The following is a 22,194-nucleotide window of genomic DNA, read 5'->3' on the forward strand; positions in this document are numbered from 1 at the left end:
CGTCGCTCAGCCGGGATGGGCCTTCAGCTCGATCTCCACGAAGCTGAAGGGTTCCTGGCCGGCATTGACGACGTTGTGCTCGGCGCCGGCTGGGCGCTCATAGCTGACCCCGGGGTTGATGGTGACTTCGTTCATCGTACCGCCCGGAAGCTCCACCCGCATGGTGCCGGCCTGGATCGGCACAACGATGTAGGCCCAGCCATGCCGGTGCCAGCCGGTCTCGGCACCTGGTGGGAAGTCCCATCGCGTCACCCGCATGATCTCGGTATCGATCTGCAGCGTCGCCGTGGCTGGCGGGCGGCAGCGCAAGGGCTCGGGGGCCGGCTTGCCGCCGGAGAATGTTGTGTCACCCATGACTGCCTACTTTCCCCTGACTTGGTCGTCCGGCCATTCCCCCGGCCAGTCCACCACATGGTCTTCCAGGTCGCCCGCCCGCCGCTCGGCAATGGCTCGGCCGCGGACCGAAGCGCCGGACTGGTGAACCGTTTCGGCCGAGCCGGAGACCAGCGGATGCCACCAGGGCAGGTCCCGCCCCTCCTGCACCAGACGGTAGGCACAGGAGGGCGGCAACCAGTCAATGGCCGCCAGGCGCCTCGGCGTCAGCTTCACGCAATCAGGCACGTGGGCACGGCGGTTGGCATAATCGCTGCACCGGCAGGATTGGAGATCCAGCAGGCGGCAGGCGACGGCGGTGTGCGCCAGCGCCTCCGTTTCCTCATCACGCAACTTGTGCAGGCAGCACCGCCCGCAGCCGTCACACAGGCTTTCCCATTCGGCCCGCGTCATAGCGGACAGGTTCTTGCGCTTCCAGAACGGCAGTTCGGCACCCATTCGATCAATCTAGGCCTCGCAGGCTTGACGCGGGAGGGAACGGAGAGCGAACATAGCACGTCATGTCGGAACTATCCCCCCCAGAACGCACTTTGCGCGTATGTCGCGCCGCTGCCCGGCTTTGCGGCAGGCTGAGCTGGGCACCGTTGCTGGAGGTGCCGCTGCCGAGCGGCCGACGGCTCGACATCCTAGCACTGGATGCCGAGGGCTGCCTCGCCGCTATCGAGGTGAAAAGCTGCGCCCGCGATTTCCAGGCTGATCTGAAATGGCATGAATACCGGGAATGGTGCGACCGCCTGTACTTCGCGGTGGATTTGGATTTTCCGCAATCCTTGTTGCCGGAGGATGTGGGGCTGATCGTCGCCGACGAGGGAGATGCCGCCATTTTGCGGCCGGCGCCGGACCACAGGCTGGCACCGGCGCGGCGCCGGTCGCTGCTGCTGCGTTACGCCCGGCTCTCGGCCGGACGGCTGCACGGCATGATCGATCCGGCGGGCGCTCTGGAACTGCGCGCCGCGCTCAAGGTCGAATGAAACGCAGGGGAAAGCCTTCAGGCGATTTCGGCGGGAAAGAGGTGCGTGCCGTCCGGTTGCAACGGCAGCGGCATGGCCCATCTTACGGCTGAAAGCGGCAGCTTGCCATAGAGGTGCGGAAACAGGCCAGGGCGCGATCCCTCCGAAGCCTCCCAGCGGAGGGTGGTGCCAAGAGCCTCCGCATCCGCCGCCACCAGCCAAAGATCGGGCTGCCCGGGGCGGTGCCGCGCAGCGCTCTCACGCAGTTGCGCGGCAGTGGAGAAATGCAGAAAGCCGTCATGGGCGTCCTCGGCACTGCCGATGTAAGCTCCGGCGGCGCGGGCTTCCTGCCAGTCCTCGTCACGGACCATGGTGTAGATGATGGAATCCATGGATACCGGTGTAGCGCGCCATGACCGAGGGGGGAAAGGCACGCCAGAGCGTCAGCGGGGCATGATGCGGTAAAACAGCAATCCTCCAATCTCCTGAACTGGCGCCTCGGTCACGGCCCAGGACGGCAGTTCCTCGACGGGATGGGCATGGGTGGCGCCTCCGGTAGGGTCGGCCAGCATCCCGGCGGCGGCACGGGCGGCAATGCGGCGACAGATCGCCATGGCCGGATCGCCCGGCGGGATGGACAACATCAGCAGGTGCCGGATGTGGTTCCGGTTCCAGCAGGAGAACTGGAAGGGCGCACGGCACACTGCCGACACGCCCCGGCCCCAATGCGTGGCAGCCCCGCTCTCGGCCAGGGCCACGCGATTCATGATGGTGGCCGCAAGCGCTTCGATGGCGCGGACCGGTTGGGTACCGGCCTCCGCCCAGAGGGTCATGGCCAGCACCTCCTGCGACGTGAGGATCTTGGCGTCGGCGACGGCGTCTTGCTGGGCGAAGCGCATGGGAGAGAAGCCTTTCGGGGAAGGATCAGGCGCGGTCGTGGGAGCGCTGGCCAAGCTGCGCCGCCTGGATGGCGGCGGTCGCGGTGGCAGCGCGGGTGGCGGCGTCCAGCTTCTCCTCGATGCGCAGCAGGTGCTGGCTGAGGCGCTGATCCACGTCGCGGATCAACGACAGCGGGACATAGGTGCGGGCGACCTCCAGCTTGAAAGCCGCTAGGTCTTCGCGGGTTCGGGCGAGCGCGTCGGCCGGAACCGGCAGCTCGCAACGCGGGGAATTTTCGGGCGCATCGCAATGCTGGCCGGGCAAACCGCGGCGCAGCCCGTGCAGCATCCAGAACAGCAGCGCCAGCATCGGTGTTTGCACGATGGTAGCAAGCGTTTCAGGCTGCAGATCGAGCGGGTTCATACGGGCCCTCCTCGGCCTATCGGAACGGCAAGGCACCGGCCGCGCGAATGCGGGCCGGGGCTGCGCCGGGTTGAAATTATGGAGACATGGAGAAGCCCGCCCCTTCCAGTGGGGACAGGAACGGGCGGGCTCAGGGGGGTTACCAACAGGGGGTCAGGGCGTTCGGAGGAGGGTCCGTCGCCGGCGGGCGCAATTCACCCGCTGACGCAGCCATCCATAATCCAGGCACTGCAGCAATGCAAACAAAAAGAGAACAAATTCGGCGTTGCCCGATGGCTCCATCCGTCCGGATGCAATGCGGCCGGCCGGAAAACGCTTCGGCTCAGCGCCCATGTTCGATCCACGTTCCTGGTCGCGAAGGGGCATCATCAACACGCCCAAAGGACGTGGCGGCGCTGGGGCAGGCAATATGCTGATCGGACCCGGCTCGATCGGTGCCTGGGCCCTCAACCAGGCCGGATCAGACCCCTCGCCATCCCGCGCCACGCACAACGGCTGGCGCACCCGGCAGGCGCACCGGTTCAGCAAGAATGCAGCCGGAGAGGGCATCGAGTGCATCGTCGCGCGTGCCTGCGGCATCCGGCTTCCACTCCGCCATCTCCACCGGAAAGGGTGTGCGGAATACCCGCTCATGCGCATGCAGTTTACGCGCCGCCAGCAGCGGATCGAGCGCTGAAAGGATGCGCTCCTGCTTCGCCCGACGGCTATGGCTCTCCACCACGGCACAAGCAGCACCGGCGCGTGCCATCTCTCGCTTCAGCAACGCGGGCAGGAAGCGTCCGATGCCATTGGTCTCGACACGCAGCACCGGCAGCAGAAGCTCCCGTGCTGCCGTGGCGACCATCCGGCATTGCTGCGTCGCCGGATCCATCGCCGCATCCGGCTCGTGCGTCAGATAGGCCAGGCGATGCAGGTAGTGGTTTCCCTCCTGATCGGCGTAGGTCGCGGCCAGCACACTGCCATCGCCGCTGCCCGGCCGGCCATAGGCGGGGTCCCAGAAGCCGCCACCCGAAACCAGGCGGCGGCCCAGCAGGTGCAGCACAGGCCGCTGCTGCGCCTCCGAATACTCGGTATCCTCGGCGTAGCGGATGATGCGGGACGGATCGAGCCGCGCCGCTCCCCCTGCCACGGGCCGCAGCATCATCTGCCGCCCGAAATGGATCGGCCCGACGCGCTCGGACAATCCCGCGATCATGGCCTGCGAGAAGCGCTCTGGCCAGGCGCTACGTCCAGCACCGTCCAGCAGCGGCACCACCATGCGGTGGTAGCCGCCGAGAAAAGCCTCACCCTCAGAAGGAGCGCGATAAAGGCTCTCGGCGCAATGCGGCGTCCCGACGTAGAGGATGGTGCCGCCGGGAGTCAGAATGAACTCCGTTTCCGCCAAACGCTGCCGCAGATCCTCGCGCTTTCCAGCAGTGTCGCAATTGCCGGCGACCTCGACATCATCGCAGATGATGACGTCGGCGCGTGTCCCGGTGATGTTGCCATAGAGGCCGGCGGCCAGCATGGATGGATCCCGCAACGCGCCAGCCCGCTGCACGGTGAAGCGATCCACGGCCCAGGCTTCCGGCGCTTGGGGGATCAAATGCCGGCACAATGGGTGCCGCTCCAGGATGCGCCGTACCGACGCCACCATTTTTGTGGCCAGCATATGATCGGCAGCCACAACCAGAATGCGCGTTTCCGGCCACCGCGACAGAAGCCAGGCGCAGTACAGCCCGACCAGCGTCGACTTGCCGCAGCCACGAAAGGCCATCAGCAGCAAGCGGCCGTCGCCGCAGCTTCGCCGGGCTTCAAGCCAGCGCAGGATGCGGCGATGAACGATAGGGGTACCTTGGCCGGCCTCGCTGTTCCAGATCCAGACGAACTCCGTGAGGTCAGCCGGAGGATTCGTCATCGCGCTCGCGCTCCTCATCGTCCGGAGCCGCAGCGATGGCTCTGCGTGCGCGGCGCAGCAGATCGGCGGCGTGATCAACGTGACTTTCCTGATCTCCCGACGCAGCCGCTCTCGCCAGCTTCAGAAGATGCTCCAGATGCGCGAGGGCCGACTTTGCGGCGGCATGATGCGCAGCAAAAGCCTTGGCGTCATCATGCGTACCTGGTGCCGGCCCGCGCTCCAGAAAGGCGTTGTAGTCTTCGACGACGCGGCGGATGGCGCGCTGGACTTCCTCCGGCGGCAGATCATCCTTCCGGCTTGTGTGACGCGCCACTTGCGGCATGGTGGTTCAGAGCCTCGGTTTGGTGCAGGTGACGTAGAGCTTGCTGGCCGGAATCGAAACCGTTGCGGCAGACAGGTTCTCGATCCAGACAGTTGCTGCATCGCTGCCCGTGCAGATCGCTGCAAGGCGAAGCTGGGAGATGAAGCCAGTCTCGTTGTTGTCCGGGTAAATGCCGACGGTTGCGGCATCGCCGCCTCGCGCCCGAGGCAAACTCACGGGAATGGAGATACGTGCGCCTGCGGCCAGGCCTTGCATCGCGACCGGCACAACAGCCGTGCGCTCGCGCTGCCCCCAGGAGCGGCCACCGCCATAGATCAGCGCCGGCGACCGGGTGGGATCGCAGTAGAGACGCAGGCTTCGCAGCAATGCACCCGCCTCACCGCCCCGCACACCAATGATGGCATAGGCGCAGGACGCATGTAGCCGGATACGCTGCAGCTGGTTCACACCCTCCACAACATCGACGACCGAGCCCGCGTAGTTGATGTTGAGGGCTTGGTCGAGATTGACATTCATCTCCCACCAGTAGGAGCTGCCAAGCCCTTCCACGACCTGCTCCGCCGCGTTGCGTCCCGGATTCCAGAGCATGTTTGCCGCCGACAACGTCACTGGCGCGGACTGGCCAAGCAGGTTCTCCGCCGCGTCGAACTGCATGACGACCAGGCGGAGCTTGCTGCCATCCGCCGCAACCACGATCTCCTTGCAGTCCCGCGTGTTGACCACGAAGCCCAATGCGCGCGACGTGTTCAAACCGACGGCATCCCCGGTCAGCAGGGTGTTCGTGCCGTCGATCAATGTCAGGCCAGCGAAGGCGGCGTTGCTCAGCGTGGTCGGCGCCGTGCTTGGACTCCCGGCCAGCACCGCCATCTCATCGAAGCCGATGGCACCGGTCAGGCCCGCCCCAGTCACCGAAACAGTTGTATCCCGGTATGCGCGCGCGCGTACATTCGCCGCACTGGCAAAGAGCCGTGTGGCTGTAACGGCACCGAGTGCAAGATGCCTAGGCTGGACTACGACACCGTTACGAGCGACACCGGGACCGTAGAGGACGTCGTTGCCGACCCATCCGTAAGTCCCCGTGTAGCCAACAGAGAAGAAGCAGTCCGAAACCTGCCCAGTCACCTTGGCGACGTAGCGGGAACATCCCTCCATACGCAGATCATGTCCGGCGATGGTGCGAGCGTCACCCACTTCGAACAGAAACGGAATAGCCTCCACAGTACCTGGATTGCCTTGTCGCTGAAGCTCGAAGCCAGGTCCGTGGAACACATGTGCATTATGGCGATCATATGCGCCCGGCGCGGAGGAAAAACGCACGCCGAATCGGCTCATGGTCGGATGAACACTGCTGGCATTGGCAAAATGGCCGCCGATGTAGCGGATCGAGTTGTTCCAGGCAGCCGCCGTTTCAGTCCTCACATCGAGACCGATGCGATTGTTCACGATGCGGCCGAGATTGATCGTGCTATCCTCGAAACCGAGCTCCACACCCAGGGTTCGTATGCCGATGGTGAAGCCTTCCACCTGACGGATCTCCACCTGGCAGGCATCAAGGTTGCGCAGAACAATGCCGATGTCTCGCTCGTCCAGCCAATCGGAAATGGTGGCCCGCAGCACGCGGAGCCCGCTGTAATGCTTGGCCTGGTTGCGCATGGCGGCGCCGTCGCCGATGGTCAGCGCCGCGATGCCCGCAGGCCCTGCATACAGGATGCTGCCGCGCATGCTGAGACCGGCGGCCGCACCTGGCAGAACCAGCGGGATGGTGGTGCGATGCACCCCCTCTCCAATGTCGAGATATTTGGCCGAGGCTGCCGCGGCGTTCATGGCTGCCTGCAACGCCGGTCCATCGTCGGTGATGCCATTGCCAGTCGCGCCAAAGTCCCGGGCCGAGAGCCGCTCTCCCAGCTTATCCTCGACAGTCCGAGGAATGGCGCCGCCGAACGGCGCCAGCAGCACCGGATCACGCGGCACTGCGGTGATGGCACCGAGGCTATCGAAGCCCAATAGTCGATTGGCTCGGCCATCGCGAAGTGGCAGCACCAAATCCGCGGGGCTATCGCCCGGATCAATACGGATCGCGTTCGACAGATCCTCTCGAACCTCCTGCAACGAGGCGACCTGCCGGTCCATCTCGTCGTTCAGCACGCGTGCGCGCAGGACGCCATTCGGCTGGAAGTCGGAAACACGCTCGATAACCATGCGCCGACGCAGCACAACCTGCCGACCGCTGACAGGTGCCTTGTGGAACACCACCGTTCCGCCCTCAGAGTCACCGGCACCGGTGATGGTGAAGCCTTCGGACTGCACCAAGCCGTCGAGACGGACCTCCAGGTTGTCGGCTTCGAAGATTGGAAACGGGTAGACGAAGATGCTCTGCGCGCCGTCCGCCGCGTAATGCACACGCGGCGCAACGTCGCCGATGCGGATATGATCGGCCATGCGGGATCTCTCATGCGGATAGTGGAAGAAGCGCGGCCAGCCGGCCGCGACGGCAGTTCAGTCCAGCAGCGAGCGGATCGCGCCGCCGAAGCTGTTGCCGGCGCGCAGCCAGGTGGTCAGCGAGCCATCCGTGTTCAGCAGTGATGAGCGACCCGCGGCCATGCGCGCGGCAAAAGCATCATTGCTGTCGGCAGCCGCCTCCGCGGCATCCTGCTCCAGCCCAGCGGTGATGGCGCCGGCAGAGCCTTGGTCAGGGTTCACGCCGGAGGCAGCGAGCCGTGCACGGGTGGAGGCGACAGTGCGTTCCAGCCGATCCTGCCGGGAGCGGGCCTCGCTATCCTGCGCGGCGGCGAGCTGCTGCTGCCGGGCCGCCAGGTTCGCCGCCTCCTGCTGCTGCTGTGCCTTGGCCTGCGCGGCCTGGGCCTGCCCCTGCCGCACGGTGCCATAAAGCGAGGCACCGGTGCCGACCAGGGTAGCGATAGGTGCGAGCTGGGCCATCAGGCGGTCATCCTCGTCTCTGTGGTGACGGAAAGCAGGCTGAGCGGCAGGGGTATGTTGCCTTCGATGCGCCAGAGTGGCGCCAGCGTGTCTCGCTTCCAGCCAAGGCCGCGCATGGCGACATCGCCGGTGAACTCGGGTGGCGCTGCGTCCAGCAACGGAGTGTCCATGCGTCGGAACGGCACAGCCTGAAGGCCGCGCCCCAGATCGGCCGTGAGCGCAGCGCTGCGGAGCAACCTGAAAGTGACGCGCACCAGGCGCATCGGCGCATCTGGCGCACCTCCGGCGGAGGCGACCTGCGGCGGCAGTGGCTCGATCACATGCGAATAGCCGAGCCCGATCTGCACCGTTCGCGCACCGGGCTCGAGGGTCACCGCATTTGCCACGATCCGCGCGGTGCCACGCGGCGCACCATCCGCTACCACCTGCACCTCCCGATCATAGAGGTGCTGCAGCCCGCTCCAGCTTGCGCGTTCGACACCGCTTGCGCCATCCAGCGCCGCGTCTACCTGGAAGGTGTCGTCGAAGCGCTCCAGGCGCATGCCGCCATCACGCTCCACCACACACCAGACCGCGCCGTCTACCTCGGCGATAGTGCGGAAGGCACCAGCGGTGTCCTGCCGTGTCCAGGCTGTCACCTGTTCGGCGCGATACAGCGTCAGCGTGGCGATCCATCCCTCCTTCATCACCACATGCAGCAGACGCCGCTGCTGGTCGTAGGCCATTGCCACGGGTGTCTCCACCAGATGTCGTGCCACCAGCGCCAGATCGTTCGCCTGGTAGGCCTGCTGCACGTCGGTGTAGGCATATTCGTGCACCGCCTGCCCTGTGCGTCCGATGAAGATTGTGCTGCCATCCACGTCGACGGGCTGGATAATGCGTGTGACCGGAGAGCCGATGCGCGTTTGCCTGTGCAGCTGAATGGAGGCCGGCGTCATCGGATCGCCCGTCACCATCCATTCGGCACCGGAGGTGAAGACCTGAAGATGCCGCCCTGAGAAAACAGCACGGATCGCATTCACCTGGTCGGATAGCAGGCCAAACTCGATGGCCTGGTCGTCCAGGCCAGTGCCGAGATCGAAGTTGAAAAGGTCTCCGGACCGCGACAGCCACAAACGGTTCGGCAGATCCCGTGATCCACCCAGCACCAGCCGATCCTGGTGGAAGCAGGCCGTTGCCGGCCATCCGTGCACACCGCTGAAGGCGGCTTCGTCCCAATCCGTGGTGGCGTCGCTGCCGGCAAGCTCATCGATCACCGCCGCTGTCGCAATGGTGGCCGAGGTGATGGACGTGACCACGAGGCGGCGTCCACTGACGCGAAGCTGCGTCCCCACATGTCCGGCAACGAAGAAGGCCGTGTTGCTGGTCAGCGTGATGCTGCCGGTTGTGGCGGACGGCGTCAGTGCCACGCCGGGCGGCGCGAAGCGATAGAAGGGACGCGCCACCCAGGTCCAGGGCGCAATGCTCCAGGCTGAGTGGCCGGTACGGGTGATGCGCTGCGGCTGCATATCTGGATGCAGCAGCAAAAGGGTGTCCGCACTTTGCGTCCAGGCAATCTGGTCCAGCATGGCTGCGGTCCAGGGCGCTGCCAGACTTGCCACTTCGGCATCGCCCATGAAGACCTGCAGGCGCCCATGCGTCAGCGCCAGAAGATAGGTTTGCTCGGTACTGAACTCGAAGCCGATGAGCTTCGCCGCACCAGGCAGCATGGCAACATGGCGGAGGCCGGGCCGCCGCGTAACGCCGCCGGTGGGCTGGATGAAGACATTGCGCAGGCGCCGCGCGCCGTTCTCATATGCACGCAGGTCACCACGCCCCAGCAGATGATCGCCGAGTTCGCCCGCGGTGAAGCTGGTCTTGGTGCTGCGGCCACCGGCCATGATCTTATCCCCTTGCGTTGATCAGCGGGAAGTCGTCCAAGCCCCGCGGCGTGTCCTGCTGGCTGTCCACCAGCCGCGCATGGCGGAACTCGGTCTCCGCGAGGCGCTGCATCATCTCGGCGCGAGAAGTGCTCTCGGTCAGAGGGATGCAGAACTCGGCGGCCAACTTCGCGACCAGAGCACTGGCGAAGAAGGGCGGCAGCGCACTTTCCGCAGGACGGAAGAGATAGGTCAGCGTCACCCGCGATGCATTGCTGTGCAGGCGGTTCTCGTGCAAGCGGTAGTCCACTCCGCGACCACGCCCTCCACTACCAGCCGAGAGTACCCGCAGGAAATCCGCCGGAAGCTGGAATGCATGAGCGTAGTCGGCGCGCGGAGTGGCCAGCAGGCGAGGCAAATCCATCTGGCCAGTGGCAAAGGACCAGGGATGAGCGGAGATCAGCGCATCGCGCGCCGAGGGATAGAGATGTGCGGCGACCTCCGCCTCGGCGGTTCCCTCGTCGAGGGAGGCGATGGGCTGCGCACCGATCTTGAGCAATGCGCGCGAGCAGAGGACGAGGGCGGAGAGCGCCATCGGTCGGATACTCCTGGTAGGAAGGCTCGAGAATGATCCGGGCAGGAGATCGCTCTCCTGCCCGCGCCTTCGCGGCTTACTCGGCGGCCGGCATCCGAACGACGCCCGCCGGGTCGATCAGCGTCGCGCCCTGGCTCATCATGTTGTTGACGAAGAAGGCGGCGTGATCACCGTGCCAAGTGATGTCGCTGGTGACTTCCTGGGCAACGGCGTGGCCCACGGCGGTCTTGTGGTAGAAGTAGCAGAAGCGCTTGCCGCTGTTCAGGGTCAGGCCCGAATGTGGCATCCAGGTTGCGCCCAGCCAGCGCTTCGCCTGCGTACCCTTCCAGGGCAGGTCCTCATCGCCGACATACTGGGTGTTGGCGAATTCTTGAATCTGCAGCAGCTGGCTCCACTGTTTCCAGCCGACAATGGCGAAGCGCTCGCCGTCATCGGGAACATCGGCGGCACCGAGCATCTCGAAGGCCAGCAACACCTTGGCGCGGGTCAGCCCATCCGCGTCACCTGTGCCCGGCGCCGTGCCGACAGCCTGGTTCGGCGCGGTGTCCAAAGCCTGGATGATCAGTTCGTCAGTCTTGCGGCCCAGGGCATAGGCGCCGGCATTGGCCACCACCTGGCGCTCGTTGATATTGGTCTTCAGCTCGTCGAGCCGGTCGATCCAATCGCCGGCATAATAGTCGGACAGGAAGCACTCCACCTGTGAATGGGCCAGGTTCATCACCGGCACAGTTCCGTTGCGGGCCTTGGAGGCGGCAACGCCGCGGCCGACGATCGGGAACAGGGTGGAGGAACCGCGGACGCCGCTCTTGCTGCGCACCGTCGGGCGCAGCTTGCTGCCCATGCGCTGGTAGGCGTCATGCACTTCGGACTGGAACTGCTTCGCGAAAACCTGGTCGATGGAAGCGGACATGCCGATTTCCTTGCGGGAATGGATCAGGGGAATTGGGGGGCGGCAGCCCGGCGCCATGGTTGCTCCCGTTGCCGGGGCCTTGACGCCAAGCACGTCACGGCGCTCCGCGCGGCGGTTGACCGCGCGGGGTTGGTCCATGACGAAATCTGGTGGGAAAGGCTGGGCTCAGCCCTGGCCGAAGAGGCGCTTGAAGCCGTCAGTCACACGCTTGACGTATTCCGGCTCGCGGGTACGCCAGTAACGCGGGTCGCGCATCATCTTGCGCAGCGCGGCTTCGTCCACGGCCTCCGGGGCGTCCGCCTCGCGCGCCAAGCTCGGCTCGCCGCTGCCCATCATACGATGCAGCGCCAGCACGCCCTCGGCGGTGGTGGACAACGCCTCGAAGACCGGCTTCGCCAAGTTGGCGCGGCCCCAAGCGGCGATCTGCGGAGCGACGCGGCGGAACTGCTCCTCGCCACCCAGCGCTTCCGACAGCTTCGACATCTGCTTCTGCGCCTCGTAGTCGGCGGCAGCCTCGGCGATCAGCGGCAACAGCCGCTCGGCCGCCAGGTCGTAGACCAGCTGCACCTGCTCGCAGGTGAAGCCCGCCTCGTGCAGCCTGGCGTTGATTGCGGCATCTGGCCCGCACAACTCGTGCTTTGCCTCGATGCTGTATTCTTCGGCCGTCTCGGGCACGCCGATGGCACGGCGGAAACGCAACCGGTCCTCATCCGGTGCGTCCTTGCCCGGCGCGGCGAAACGCTGTGACAGCCGCTTCTCCAGCTCGCGATACGATTTCAGCAGCGCATCGACGCGCAGCTTGCCGGTCTCGGCATCGCGGAACTTCTCCGGGATGTCCTCGGCGCTTGGCGCCTCCGGCTCCATCGCGGCGTCCAGCAGGTTCTCGGACATGCGGGGGCTTACTCCTGGATAGGGTTCAGGATCCCGGCCGGCGCGGCAAGCGTGCGGGCCAGGTATTGGGTGACGGCCGGGATGTCGAGCTGCGCCGTGGCCTGCGGACCCAGCGCCGCCACCGACTGCAGGAACAGCAGTGTGTTGGCGGCATCGGCCCGCCCCTGGATGCGAGCCAGCGGCGACTGGTAGGTCAGCCGCACCTCTCGCCCATCCAGCAGCAGTGGCGGCACCTCGCCCCTGCGACGCAGGATGGCAAGGCAGCGGCCGATCAGTGGTGTCAGCAACTCGGCCTGCAAACGACCAAAGGTGGCGCCCAACAGGCGGGCGGTTTCACCGCTGCGCTCCAGCACCTCGGTTGCCGTCATGGTTCCGGCACGCGGCGCATTCAGCCGGTCGGCGAGCAGCGCATGCCGGATGCGGCCACGCAGATCGTCGAGCATCAGCTGCGAGACGTCGAAATTGCCCGGCGCCGCCAGCGGCGTGAGCCCGGAGGATCCCGGCGCCTTGGGGATGATCGCGCCGGGCACAAGCCGCACGGTGGCAGGGTTGAGCACCCCGTCATCCTCCGCCTGCCAGATGCCCGTTGCGGCGATGGAAGCGTTCTTCAGCACCAGCTCGACCACCTTGTTGGCGGTTCGGATATCCGGCAATGCCTTCATCACTGGCCCGCGGCCATAAACCTCGCCAGGCACCTTCATCCAACGGAAAGCAATGAACGGATTGTCGTTGAAGCGGCCGGTGGCCAGCGGCACTGCCTCGCCCTCATGGTCCAGCACTGCGGCGAAGCCGCTGCCACCACGATCCGGCCAGACCGCCTCAACAACACGGAAGCGCCGGAGCGTCGCCGCGTCCTCCCGATGCGTCAGCAGAGCCGGCGGCAGCACGGCCTCGGGATAACGCGCGACGATCGCCACCGCATCCAGGCTGACGCTGCGATAAACGGTATCAAGTCGACCGGTCGGACCTTCCTCCAACACCGCCTCACGTAGCGGCACTGCGGTGAAGCGCAGCGCCGAAACGGCGCCAGGCGCGGCTTCTTCCACCAGCAGCACGCCCGTGCCGGCGACCACCAAGTCCAGAAAGGCCTGGTGCATCTCGACCGCGAAGTTGGAGCGGTCAAAATGACCCTGCAGGGTTTCAACCGCATCCTCCAATGCGGCGGCGACCGCAGCGGCATCCGGCCCCTCGGCCAGCGCCCGGCTCGGCGCCAGGCCAAACCAGCGGGACCAGGGCGGCGTCAGCTCCGCCAACAAGCTGGCGGAAAGCTGCTCAGCCGCGTCTGGCGCGGTGGCGTCGTACAAGGCAGGGCCGCCACTGCCCGGTGTGCCGTTCAGCACGTGATCGTAGCAATCCTGCCAGATGCCCTCCCAAGGGCGCCGGCGGGCTTCCGCGGCGGCCTGGCGGGCCAGCAGTGTTTCTGGGGTCAGGCTCATGATGGCCTCACTCGCCCAGAAGGGTTTTGCGCGCGCCTGCCAGGCCTGCTGGCGCCGGCTCCAGCACGCCTCGGGCCGAGGTCGCGATCGTACCGGCGACCCCGCGCCGGGCACGCTCCTGATTTTCCTGCCGCGCAGCCTGAGCGGCGGCTTCGGGAGTCGGTCCGGCAGCAGGGGCCGCGACTGGTTGGGCCGGCGTCACCACCACCGGCTTGGGAGCTTGGAACAGGCCACCCATGCGTGTGCGGTCTCCTCTGCGATGCAGGCTGTTGGGAACAGAGTCCCAAACGACAATGGCCCGCCTGGAGGGATCCAGGCGGGCCGTTGTTCGTTCAGGGAGGATTTTGTCGTCGGGCGCAGTTCACCCGCTGACAAGACTGTATTTAGCGGCTCGCCGGCTCCGCGTCAATGACTTTATTCCTATTGTGAAGAAGTTTTTCCAAAGCCCGGAAGAGTTGCCGCGGAGTCAGGGCAAGAGGAGCTCCACTGCCCAACAATCCACGACAAACTGAGACGCAGGAATAAGGCAGCAAGCTCGGCAGAAAGGAGCAGGCGGGCGCTCCCGGCTCGAAGGGCCCAAGCAGGCTCAGTCCAGCCCGGCGGTAGAAGGCCGGAAGATCAAAGCCCGGCTCAACATCAAGACGCGCAACAAGAAGGCGGCCGGACAATGGTTCCACCACCGTCCAGCCGCGCTCATCCTGCAAAACCGCGAAACAGTGCCGAAAGCCTGGCCGCAGCAGCCGCATCCAGGATCGGTCGGCCCGTCCGCCGAAGCCGATCCACACCCACTGCTCATCCACCGCCAGTCGCCGTGGTGCCAGGCGCGGCACCTTGCGAGAGGCCTGTTTCATGTTACTCCGCCTCATTCAACCGGGCGGAGCGGCAGCGCAACCACAACATCTTCTTCCGCTGCGGCGAAGCCTGGGCCATCCACAATGCCCTTTACCCGCAGCGGCCAGTCCAGGCGCTGCATCGCCTCGTTCCAGATCTTCCAATCGGCCTGCTCGCGCTGGTAGCGAGGGTTCGGTGCCTCGCCACGCTCGCCCCAAATGCGCAGGATGCGGGCATGGGTCATGTCGATCCGGCGCTGGCGGTACAGCCGGTCCAGGCACTTCACCACGTCATCGGGCTCGCAGGGGCGCTGGGTCTTGCCGGCACCAGCCACGATGCGGGCGCCTTCGCGGCGCGCCACCAGGGCAGACATGGTCCAGATCCAGGCCTCGTCCGCGCTGCGGAAGGGCTCCGCCTTGCTCAGGCTGGAGAGAACGGGGGCAGAAGTGGTGCGGAGCGGAGCGGCCATATCGTAGGATCTTTTTCGCCTGTCGGTTGCGATGGGCAGATCATTTACGAAATGGTTGATAGGCGTCAACACCTATTTGTGAGTAATTTCCTATTGCATTCGGCTGCCGAGTTTAGGATAATCCACCCATGCGTCATGACGACATCTGGCGGGCCGTGGATGCGTTGGCCGCTGAGCACGGCCTCTCACCCTCCGGCCTCGCTCGCAAGGCCGGCCTGGACCCGACCGCTTTCAACCCTTCCAAGCGGGTCGGAAGTGATGGCCGCGCACGCTGGCCGTCCACTGAAAGCATTGCCAAGATCCTCGCGGCCACCGATACCGCCATGGACAGCTTCGCCTCCCTGGTCACCGGTGCACCGGCGCTGAGCAGCGTCAGCCGTCCGCAGCCAGGTCGACGCATCCCGCTGATCGGCATGGCCCAGGCCGGTGGCGACGGTCATTTCAGCGATGGCGGCTATCCGGTTGGTGGCGGGTGGGACGAGATCAGCACGCCCGAGCTTTCCGATCCGAATGCTTACGCGCTGGAAATCTCAGGCGATAGCATGGAGCCGGTCTTCCGCGACGGCGACATCGTCATCGTTTCACCCAACTCCCCCGTGCGCCGCGGTGACCGCGTGGTCTGCCGCACGATGCAGGGGGAGGTCATGGCCAAGGAATTGCTGCGGCAATCCGCCCGTCGCGTCGAGCTGGCGAGCCTGAATCCCGCCCATCCGAACTACAGCTTCGACTTGTCGGAGGTCACTTGGCTGCACCGCATCCTCTGGGCCAGCCAGTAAGGCCACGCGGAGGCTATCGCCGCTGGGAGAGCGCCTCCAGCAGGCGCTGCGGATCACGTTCGGCCCGGCAGGCCAGGAAGCGCCCATCGCCCAGCGGCACAGCCGCCAATCCCGTATCCTCATAGGCGCGGAGCAACTCCGGCCCGACCTGCCAGAAGGCATGGTCCACCCCGTTGCGCTCGCACAGGTCGCGGAACCGCCATAGCGCCGCAATGCACGCCGAGGCCTCTCCTGCCGGATCGCCCAGCCCGATCCAGACATCGTCGCGCCGGATAAAAGCAAAGCCGGCGCCCCGTCCTCCCTCGGCGAAGATGGCACCGTCCGCCGCCGCCGGCACCCGTGCCCCCAGCGCCGCAAGCCTCGCCCGGGTCGGCATGTCATAGGACGGCGCACGGATGCGGGCCGGCCGTAGCAGACGGAACGCCGCAGCCAGCAGCAGCACCCCACACAGCCCGACAGTGAAGCGCAGGGTATGCGGGGTCTCGTCTAGGAAAGGCACGGCCCACCAAGGCTCGTCGGCCACCGGCCCCTGCCAGGCGATCTGAGCCAGCACCAGCACCGCCGCCACGCTGGCCACCAGCGGCATCAACGTGCTGCCGGCCAGCGGCTCGCCGGTCAACCTCGCATCGCGGTAGAAGGCGGTGCGAAAGCACGCCAGCAACCCGGCCAGAACCAGGAAGCCGCCCGAGATGAACCAAGGCTCGCCTCGCAGCAGCGTCACGATGGCGCCGAGCATCATCAACACGATGCCTGTGACCCAGGCAATGCGCAGCCGCCGCACCATGCCGTACGCCATGACCAGCAGCAGAGAGCCGATCACTGAGGCCGCGAAATGGCTGGCCAGCGCCGCCCATTCATTTATCCATTGCGCGAGCGGCGAGCCTTTGGCGGGCAAGGCGCCGATGAACAGCAGCGCCGCTCCGGCCAGCCCGGTCAGCCCGGCCATGGCCGGCCCCTCGAAAGCATCCGTCACATCGGAGGTGGCGGCCCCACCGATCAGGTGCCGCCGCTGGTTGATCTCGAAGCCGGCGAAGAGCGCACCAGCCAGGAACAGCGGCACGATGTAGTAATAGAAGCGGAACAGCAGCAGCGCACCGATCACCTCAGGGGCCGGGATATAAGGCTGCAGCCCGATCAGCACCGCGGTGTCGAAGACGCCTAGGCCGCCCGGCACGTTCGCCGCCAGCCCCGCCGTGTAGGCCGCCAGGTAGATGCCGAGGAAGCGCGCAAAGCTCAGCCCCTCCGCCGAGGGTAGCAGCGCATAGAAGATCATCGCCGTCACGGCGACATCCACGCCCGCCAGCACGGTTTGGGCACAGGCCATGCGGAAGCCGGGCAGGTCGATCCGGTAGCCGAATACGGTGAAATGCGGCAGCAGGCGCGACAGCAGGATATAGGCGCCAACAACGCACAGCAGGCCGACACCGACCAATTGCATGGCCCAGTGCGGCAGATGGGCGGCGATCCAGGGCACCACTTCCGGCTCCCAGATCAGCACGAGGCCGCCCAGCGCCATGCCCCCCAGCCCGAAGGTCAGGGATGTGAAAGCGATCACCTTGGCGATCTCGGCGGGTGTCAGCCCCCAGGCGGCATAGAAGCGGTAGCGTACTGCGGCGCCGGACACCGCTGCGAAGCCCAGATTGTGCGCCAGAGTATAGGCACAGAACGAAGCCAGCGAGGTTCGCACATAGCTGACCGGCCGCCCCGCATATACCGAGCCGAGGCGGTCATAAATGGTCAGCACTGCGTAAGCCAGCACCGTCCAACCCGCCGCAATCCACAAGGTCTGCCGCGGCACCGCCCCGATCGCCGCCTGGATCTCGGCCCAGGAAAGGTGACGAACCTCCCGCTGCACCACGAACAGTGCTCCGGCCAGCAGAGCCAGGCCGAAGACAGTTGGCCCGTGCCGGCGCAGCCAGCCGAGCACGCCTCTCACGCCCCCGCCGCTTCCGCCGCCTGCTCCAGCGGCGGCCGAGCCATTGCTTCCTCAATCAGCCGGACGGTCTCGGGAACGCCATAGGCAGCGGCCAGGGAGCCGAAGCGCGGTCCTTGGTCGGCCCCCACCAAGACTTGGTACAAGGCATTGAACCAGCCTCGCGCCACGCCTGGCGAGCCATCCTTCATCACCTGGATGAAAGGCTCGCGTCGCCCGGCATCATAAACATCCGTCTGGATTCGCTCCGCCTGGGGCAGCCCCGGCGGCAGCGCCTCGATTTCTTTCTGGTGCGCGCGCAGCAGGTCGATCAAGGCCTGGAAACAGGGCCTTTCCTCCGGAGTGGGCGCACGCGGCGCCAGTGTCGGCAGGATGAAGTCGCGCGAATAGGCAACGGCATACTCCACCAGCCGTCCCAACAGAGGCTGGCTGTCCGGCGTCACCCCGGGCGCATAGTTGCGCACGAACTGCCACAAACGCTCCGGTGTGTCGGCGGCAGAGACGGTGGCCAGGTTCATCAGCATTCCAAAGGTCAGCGGCGGCTCGGGGGTGTTCGGCAGCTCGCCTGCATGAATGTGCCAGTCCGGATTGGCCGGGTCATTGTTCGCCCGCAGCCTTTCCCGCTGCTGCAGATACTCGTCCGTTGCGCGAGGGATCACATCGAAATGCAGCCGCTTCGCCCGTCCCGGCTGCTGGTACATGAAGTAGGCGAGGCTCTCAGGCGGCGCATACCGCAGCCATTCCTCGATCGTCAGCCCGTTGCCCTTGGACTTCGAGATCTTCTGCCCGTTCGCGTCCAGGAACAGCTCATAGGTCAGGCTGACCGGCGGCTCCGCCCCCAGTACCCGGCAAATGGCCGAGGACAGCTTGACGCTGTCGATCAGGTCCTTGCCCGACATCTCGTAATCGACGCCGAGAGCGAACCAGCGCATCGCCCAGTCGGCCTTCCACTGCGCCTTCACATGCCCCCCCGTCACCGGGGTTTCGAATTGCTCGCCTGTCTCTGGGTCGCGCCACACCACGGTGCCGGAAGAAGGCCGTACCTCGTCCATCGGCACCTGCATGACGATGCCGGTCTTGGGATGCACCGGCAGGAAGGGCGAGTAGGTAGCCCGCCGGTCCGGACCCAGCGTCGGCAGGATCACCTGCCGCACCTCCTCATGCGCCTCCAGCATCCGCAGCAACGCGGCGTCGAACCGCCCCGACTTGTAGTAATCCGTGGCCGATGCGAAGTCGTACTCGAAGCCGAAGGCATCCAGGAACGACCGAAGCCGGGCATTGTTATGATGCCCGAAGCTTTCATGGGTGCCAAAGGGATCGGGAATGGCCGTCAGGCTCTTGCCCAGGTGCATCCGCAGCATGTCGCCATTCGGAACATTGTCCGGCACCTTACGCAGCCCGTCCATGTCGTCCGAGAAGGCCAGGAGCTTCGACGGCAGCCCGGTGATGCGCCCGAATGCGTTGCGCACCCAGCTCGTCCGCGCGACCTCGCCGAAGGTGCCGATATGCGGCAGGCCGGAAGGGCCATAGCCGGTCTCGAACAGCGCCGATTTCTTGCCCGATGCAGTCAGGCGGTCGGCGACCTTGGCGGCTTCCTCGAAGGGCCAGGCCTTGACAGTGCGGAGCGATGGATCGGCGTTCATGTGTGGCCCCATGCCAGCGAGACGGCGCATGGTCAACGCGCGCGGGCCGCGATGAGCCGCTTCCGCCCACGCAGTTTGATCATCTTTGGGGAAAACACTGGTCTCTCGCTGGCCTCGTTCGCGTTTTGCCCCTAATTTCCCGGCGTGACACCCCTACCGGGCGCGAGCGGCGCCCTGCCCCCCCGGTTGCTGCTGCCCGATGCCCCGGCGCTGGTGACGCCGGCCCCCGGCCGCGCCGCGCTGCTGACCCCGGATGGTGAACTTTCCATGCTGCGCCCTCAACAGGTGGCCGCCGCCCTGCGCGAGCTCGGCCCCCCTATCGTGGTGCACGCTCCAGCTACGGCGAAGCGCCTCAACCTCCCTGGCCTGCCCGGCGCCTGGGATCTGCTGGAGCTGTTCGCCTTCTGCCTTCCTGCCCAGCCCGCCCCTCCGACCCCGCGCGGCCTGGCCCTGGCGCTCGACATGCCGCCTCCGGCGGATGCGGAGTCCGCCGCCGCCTTGCTGCCGGAAATCGCCACCGAGTTGCTGCGGCGCCTCGCCCGCGCCCGCAACGCACCGCTGAACAAGGATGCCGCCATTCTGGCGGCGCGCATGCGCGATGCCGCATCCTGGCCCTGGGCGGACTCGGTTCTGGCCGCGCTCGGGCAACCCACGGCACGCGGCAGCAATGACGGGCTCAAGGTCTGGCGCGCCCTGCCGGAATGGGAGGAACCCTCCCCGCCACCACCACCCGGCAGCCATCCCGTCACCCCCGCCGATGCCCGCACCCGGTTGGCTGAGATTCTTGGTGAAGGCGCGGAACAGCGTCCCTCGCAGGCGGATTTCGCCTCCGCCGCCTCCATGGCCTTCACCCCGCGGGAGGTGCCGGGCGAGCCTCGCCTCGTTCTGGCGGAGGCCGGTACCGGCACCGGCAAGACGCTGGGCTACGTAGCGCCCGCCAGCCTGTGGGCCGAGCGGAACGGCGCGCCGGTCTGGATCGCCACCTACACCCGCAACCTGCAGCGCCAGCTCGACCAGGAATTGGCCCGCCTCTACCCCGACCCGGAAGAGCGGCGGCGCCACGTGGTCATCCGCAAGGGACGTGAGAATTACCTCTGCCTGCTGAACTATGACGAAGCTGCCAGCGGCGCCATGCCCGCCCGCCTTCCTGCTCTGGCGCTGGTCGCCCGCTGGGCACTGGCGACGCGGGATGGCGATCTGCTAGGCGGCGACTTCCCCGGCTGGCTGGTGGAGCTCTTCCCGCCCGGCGCCATCTCGCTCCTGGCCGACCGGCGCGGCGAATGCATCCACTCCGCCTGCCCGCACTGGAAGCGCTGCTATGTGGAGCACTCCATCCGTCGCGCCGCCCATGCCCGGCTGGTGGTTGCGAACCACGCCCTGGTCATGGTGCAGGCGGCGTTGGGCGGCGGTGATGATGGTCCTGCCCTGCGCTACGTCTTCGACGAGGGCCACCACTTGTTCGACGCCGCCGACGGCGCGTTCTCGGCCGCCCTTTCCGGCGCCGAGATGGCCGAACTGCGCCGTTGGCTGCTGGGCAATGAAGGCGGCCGGAGCCGCGCGCGAGGCCTCCGCCGCCGGCTCGAAGAAATGCTCGCGGATCATCCGGTGCTGGTGCCGCCTCTCGAATTGACTGAGCGCGCCGCTCGCGCCCTTCCTTCCGCTGGTTGGTGGGACCGCTGGGCCGCTCTGCCGGAAGCCGAAGCGGATCTTGCCGAGGACGAAGGCGCCACCCCGACCGACCCGCGCCCCATCCTTCCCGCGAACACCATCAACCCGGACATCGCCGAGAATTTCCTGCGCGCGGTGCGTGCCCAGATCCTGGCGCGTACCGAGGATGGCGACCCGCTCTACGACGCCGAATGCGATCTCCAGCCCCTGCATGAGGATCTGCCTGCCGCCGCCATTGTTCTTGAGGACGCCCTGGAACGCCTCCGCGCGCCACTCAAGAACCTGTCCAAGCTGCTGAACGACCTGCTGGAAGATCCGGATGAGGAGCTGGAAACCGGCGATCGCATCCGCCTCGAAACCGCGACGCGCTCCATCGACCGCCGCGCCGTTATGCCGCTGACCGCCTGGATTTCCATGCTGGCCCGACTGCGCGAGCCCCCTGCCGAACCTGGGCAGCGTCCGACCTATGTGGACTGGCTGGCGCTGACGCGCCGTGACGGGCGCGACATCGATGCCGGGCTGCACCGCCACTGGCTGGACCCCACCGTTCCCTTCGCGTCGCAGGTGGCAGGGCCGGCCCATGGCGTGCTGATCGCTTCCGCGACCTTGCGTGATGCCGCCCGCCACGACCCCGAAGCCGCATGGCGCGAGGCCGAGGCGCGCACCGGCGTGCAGCACCTGCCGGCACCCGCCATTCGCGCCGCCCTGCCTTCCCCCTTCGACTATGCTGCCAATACCCGCGCCTTCGTGGTGGAGGACATCACGCGCGACAGTCCCGGCCAGATCGCCGCCGCCATGCAGCAGCTTTTCCTGGCATCGGGCGGTGGCGCTCTCGGTCTGTTCACCGCCATCCGCCGCTTGCGCGACGTGCACGCGCGCATCGCTCCGGCTTTGGCCGAGGCCGGCATCCCCCTCTACGCCCAGCATGTGGACGCCATGGACAGCGCCACCCTGGTGGACATCTTCCGGGCAGAGGAAGATTCCTGCCTGCTCGGCACCGACGCCTTGCGGGATGGGGTGGACGTGCCCGGCCAGGCGCTGCGCCTGCTCGTGTTTGATCGCGTGCCCTGGCCCCGCCCCTCCATCCTGCACCGGGAACGGCGCATCCACCTCTCGGGCGGCCGCCCCGGCGCCTATGACGATGCCATCGCCCGTCACCGTCTGCGCCAGGCCTTTGGCCGGCTGATCCGCCGCGCCGATGATCGCGGAGTCTTTGTTCTGCTCGACCCCCGCACCCCAACCCGCCTGCTGGGCGGACTGCCGGAAGGCGTAGTGCCACAACGCCTGGGCCTGGCCGAGGCTGTCCGCCAGACCGCCGCCTTCCTGTCCGGCGATTGAACCGCCGCCGCAGGAGGGCTACGCATATGCCAAAGGAAGAAGCC

Annotated in this window: 22 protein-coding genes; 3 read left to right on the plus strand and 19 right to left on the minus strand. The window is 66.6% G+C overall.

Features of this window, described 5'->3' with window-relative positions; genetic code table 11:
* Window positions 1-6: 6 nt before the first annotated feature.
* Together ACFOD4_RS17200 and ACFOD4_RS17205 are read right to left on the minus strand one after the other, a co-directional pair.
* Complete coding sequence (locus ACFOD4_RS17200; RefSeq protein WP_379598387.1) at window positions 7-354, minus strand: cupin domain-containing protein; 348 nt, start codon at window positions 352-354, stop codon at window positions 7-9.
* A gap of 6 nt (window positions 355-360) precedes the next feature.
* Window positions 361-831, minus strand: a complete 471-nt coding sequence (locus tag ACFOD4_RS17205) for a YcgN family cysteine cluster protein (protein WP_379598389.1) — start codon at window positions 829-831, stop codon at window positions 361-363.
* A 62-nt stretch (window positions 832-893) separates the two neighbouring features.
* On the opposite strand from ACFOD4_RS17205, the gene ACFOD4_RS17210 reads away from it, so the two are divergent.
* Window positions 894-1,364 (plus strand): MmcB family DNA repair protein, encoded by a 471-nt coding sequence (locus ACFOD4_RS17210; protein WP_379598390.1) that lies wholly within the window; start codon window positions 894-896, stop codon window positions 1,362-1,364.
* A gap of 17 nt (window positions 1,365-1,381) precedes the next feature.
* Here ACFOD4_RS17210 and ACFOD4_RS17215 read toward each other — a convergent pair whose 3' ends face one another.
* The 15 genes from ACFOD4_RS17215 to ACFOD4_RS17285 form a co-directional block, all read right to left on the minus strand.
* On the minus strand, window positions 1,382-1,735 hold the full coding sequence (locus ACFOD4_RS17215) for a DUF952 domain-containing protein (protein WP_379598392.1): 354 nt from the start codon (window positions 1,733-1,735) through the stop codon (window positions 1,382-1,384).
* Between the two features lie 51 nt (window positions 1,736-1,786).
* On the minus strand, window positions 1,787-2,242 hold the full coding sequence (locus ACFOD4_RS17220) for a cell wall hydrolase (RefSeq protein WP_379598394.1): 456 nt from the start codon (window positions 2,240-2,242) through the stop codon (window positions 1,787-1,789).
* Between the two features lie 25 nt (window positions 2,243-2,267).
* Window positions 2,268-2,645, minus strand: a complete 378-nt coding sequence (locus ACFOD4_RS17225; protein ID WP_379598395.1) for a hypothetical protein — start codon at window positions 2,643-2,645, stop codon at window positions 2,268-2,270.
* A gap of 460 nt (window positions 2,646-3,105) precedes the next feature.
* Window positions 3,106-4,542, minus strand: a complete 1,437-nt coding sequence (gene terL / locus ACFOD4_RS17230; RefSeq protein ID WP_379598396.1) for a phage terminase large subunit — start codon at window positions 4,540-4,542, stop codon at window positions 3,106-3,108.
* Window positions 4,523-4,864 carry a hypothetical protein gene (locus tag ACFOD4_RS17235; protein WP_379598398.1) on the minus strand — a complete coding sequence of 114 codons (342 nt, stop codon included), beginning with the start codon at window positions 4,862-4,864 and terminating at the stop codon, window positions 4,523-4,525. Before ACFOD4_RS17235 ends, terL begins: the two co-directional genes overlap by 20 nt.
* Window positions 4,865-4,870: 6 nt before the next feature.
* Window positions 4,871-7,303 carry a phage tail fiber protein gene (locus tag ACFOD4_RS17240; protein WP_379598400.1) on the minus strand — a complete coding sequence of 811 codons (2,433 nt, stop codon included), beginning with the start codon at window positions 7,301-7,303 and terminating at the stop codon, window positions 4,871-4,873.
* 57 nt (window positions 7,304-7,360) lie between these two features.
* Window positions 7,361-7,801, minus strand: a complete 441-nt coding sequence (locus ACFOD4_RS17245; RefSeq protein ID WP_379598402.1) for a hypothetical protein — start codon at window positions 7,799-7,801, stop codon at window positions 7,361-7,363.
* Window positions 7,801-9,681, minus strand: coding sequence for a hypothetical protein (locus ACFOD4_RS17250; RefSeq protein WP_379598403.1), 1,881 nt, complete (start codon window positions 9,679-9,681; stop codon window positions 7,801-7,803). Before ACFOD4_RS17250 ends, ACFOD4_RS17245 begins: the two co-directional genes overlap by 1 nt.
* A 4-nt stretch (window positions 9,682-9,685) precedes the next feature.
* On the minus strand, window positions 9,686-10,255 hold the full coding sequence (locus tag ACFOD4_RS17255) for a hypothetical protein (protein ID WP_379598404.1): 570 nt from the start codon (window positions 10,253-10,255) through the stop codon (window positions 9,686-9,688).
* A gap of 76 nt (window positions 10,256-10,331) precedes the next feature.
* Entirely contained in the window at window positions 10,332-11,303 is a 972-nt protein-coding gene (locus ACFOD4_RS17260; RefSeq protein WP_456316903.1) for a phage capsid protein, read from the minus strand.
* Between the two features lie 27 nt (window positions 11,304-11,330).
* Window positions 11,331-12,056, minus strand: a complete 726-nt coding sequence (locus tag ACFOD4_RS17265; RefSeq protein WP_379598405.1) for a capsid assembly protein — start codon at window positions 12,054-12,056, stop codon at window positions 11,331-11,333.
* An 8-nt stretch (window positions 12,057-12,064) separates the two neighbouring features.
* Window positions 12,065-13,492: a portal protein gene (locus tag ACFOD4_RS17270; protein ID WP_379598406.1), complete on the minus strand. Its 1,428-nt coding sequence runs from the start codon at window positions 13,490-13,492 to the stop codon at window positions 12,065-12,067.
* Window positions 13,493-13,499: 7 nt separating this feature from the next.
* Complete coding sequence (locus tag ACFOD4_RS17275; protein WP_379598408.1) at window positions 13,500-13,730, minus strand: hypothetical protein; 231 nt, start codon at window positions 13,728-13,730, stop codon at window positions 13,500-13,502.
* A gap of 145 nt (window positions 13,731-13,875) precedes the next feature.
* Complete coding sequence (locus tag ACFOD4_RS17280) at window positions 13,876-14,343, minus strand: hypothetical protein (RefSeq protein ID WP_379598410.1); 468 nt, start codon at window positions 14,341-14,343, stop codon at window positions 13,876-13,878.
* 11 nt (window positions 14,344-14,354) lie between these two features.
* Window positions 14,355-14,792: a hypothetical protein gene (locus ACFOD4_RS17285; RefSeq protein ID WP_379598411.1), complete on the minus strand. Its 438-nt coding sequence runs from the start codon at window positions 14,790-14,792 to the stop codon at window positions 14,355-14,357.
* A 128-nt stretch (window positions 14,793-14,920) separates the two neighbouring features.
* Here ACFOD4_RS17285 and ACFOD4_RS17290 point away from each other — a divergent pair, with 128 nt between their 5' ends.
* Window positions 14,921-15,568: a S24 family peptidase gene (locus ACFOD4_RS17290; protein WP_379598413.1), complete on the plus strand. Its 648-nt coding sequence runs from the start codon at window positions 14,921-14,923 to the stop codon at window positions 15,566-15,568.
* A gap of 13 nt (window positions 15,569-15,581) precedes the next feature.
* Here the strand turns inward: ACFOD4_RS17290 and ACFOD4_RS17295 are convergent, their stop codons facing one another.
* Window positions 15,582-17,504 carry a phosphatidylglycerol lysyltransferase domain-containing protein gene (locus tag ACFOD4_RS17295; RefSeq protein WP_379598414.1) on the minus strand — a complete coding sequence of 641 codons (1,923 nt, stop codon included), beginning with the start codon at window positions 17,502-17,504 and terminating at the stop codon, window positions 15,582-15,584.
* Complete coding sequence (locus ACFOD4_RS17300; RefSeq protein WP_379598415.1) at window positions 17,501-19,144, minus strand: lysine--tRNA ligase; 1,644 nt, start codon at window positions 19,142-19,144, stop codon at window positions 17,501-17,503. The genes ACFOD4_RS17295 and ACFOD4_RS17300 overlap by 4 nt, the downstream gene beginning before the upstream one ends.
* Before the next feature lie 174 nt (window positions 19,145-19,318).
* Between ACFOD4_RS17300 and ACFOD4_RS17305 the strand changes: the two genes are divergently transcribed.
* Window positions 19,319-22,150: an ATP-dependent DNA helicase gene (locus ACFOD4_RS17305; RefSeq protein WP_379598895.1), complete on the plus strand. Its 2,832-nt coding sequence runs from the start codon at window positions 19,319-19,321 to the stop codon at window positions 22,148-22,150.
* Window positions 22,151-22,194 lie beyond the last annotated feature (44 nt).

Source organism: Teichococcus globiformis (assembly GCF_042646265.1).
Classification (GTDB): Bacteria; Pseudomonadota; Alphaproteobacteria; order Acetobacterales; family Acetobacteraceae; genus Pseudoroseomonas; species Pseudoroseomonas globiformis.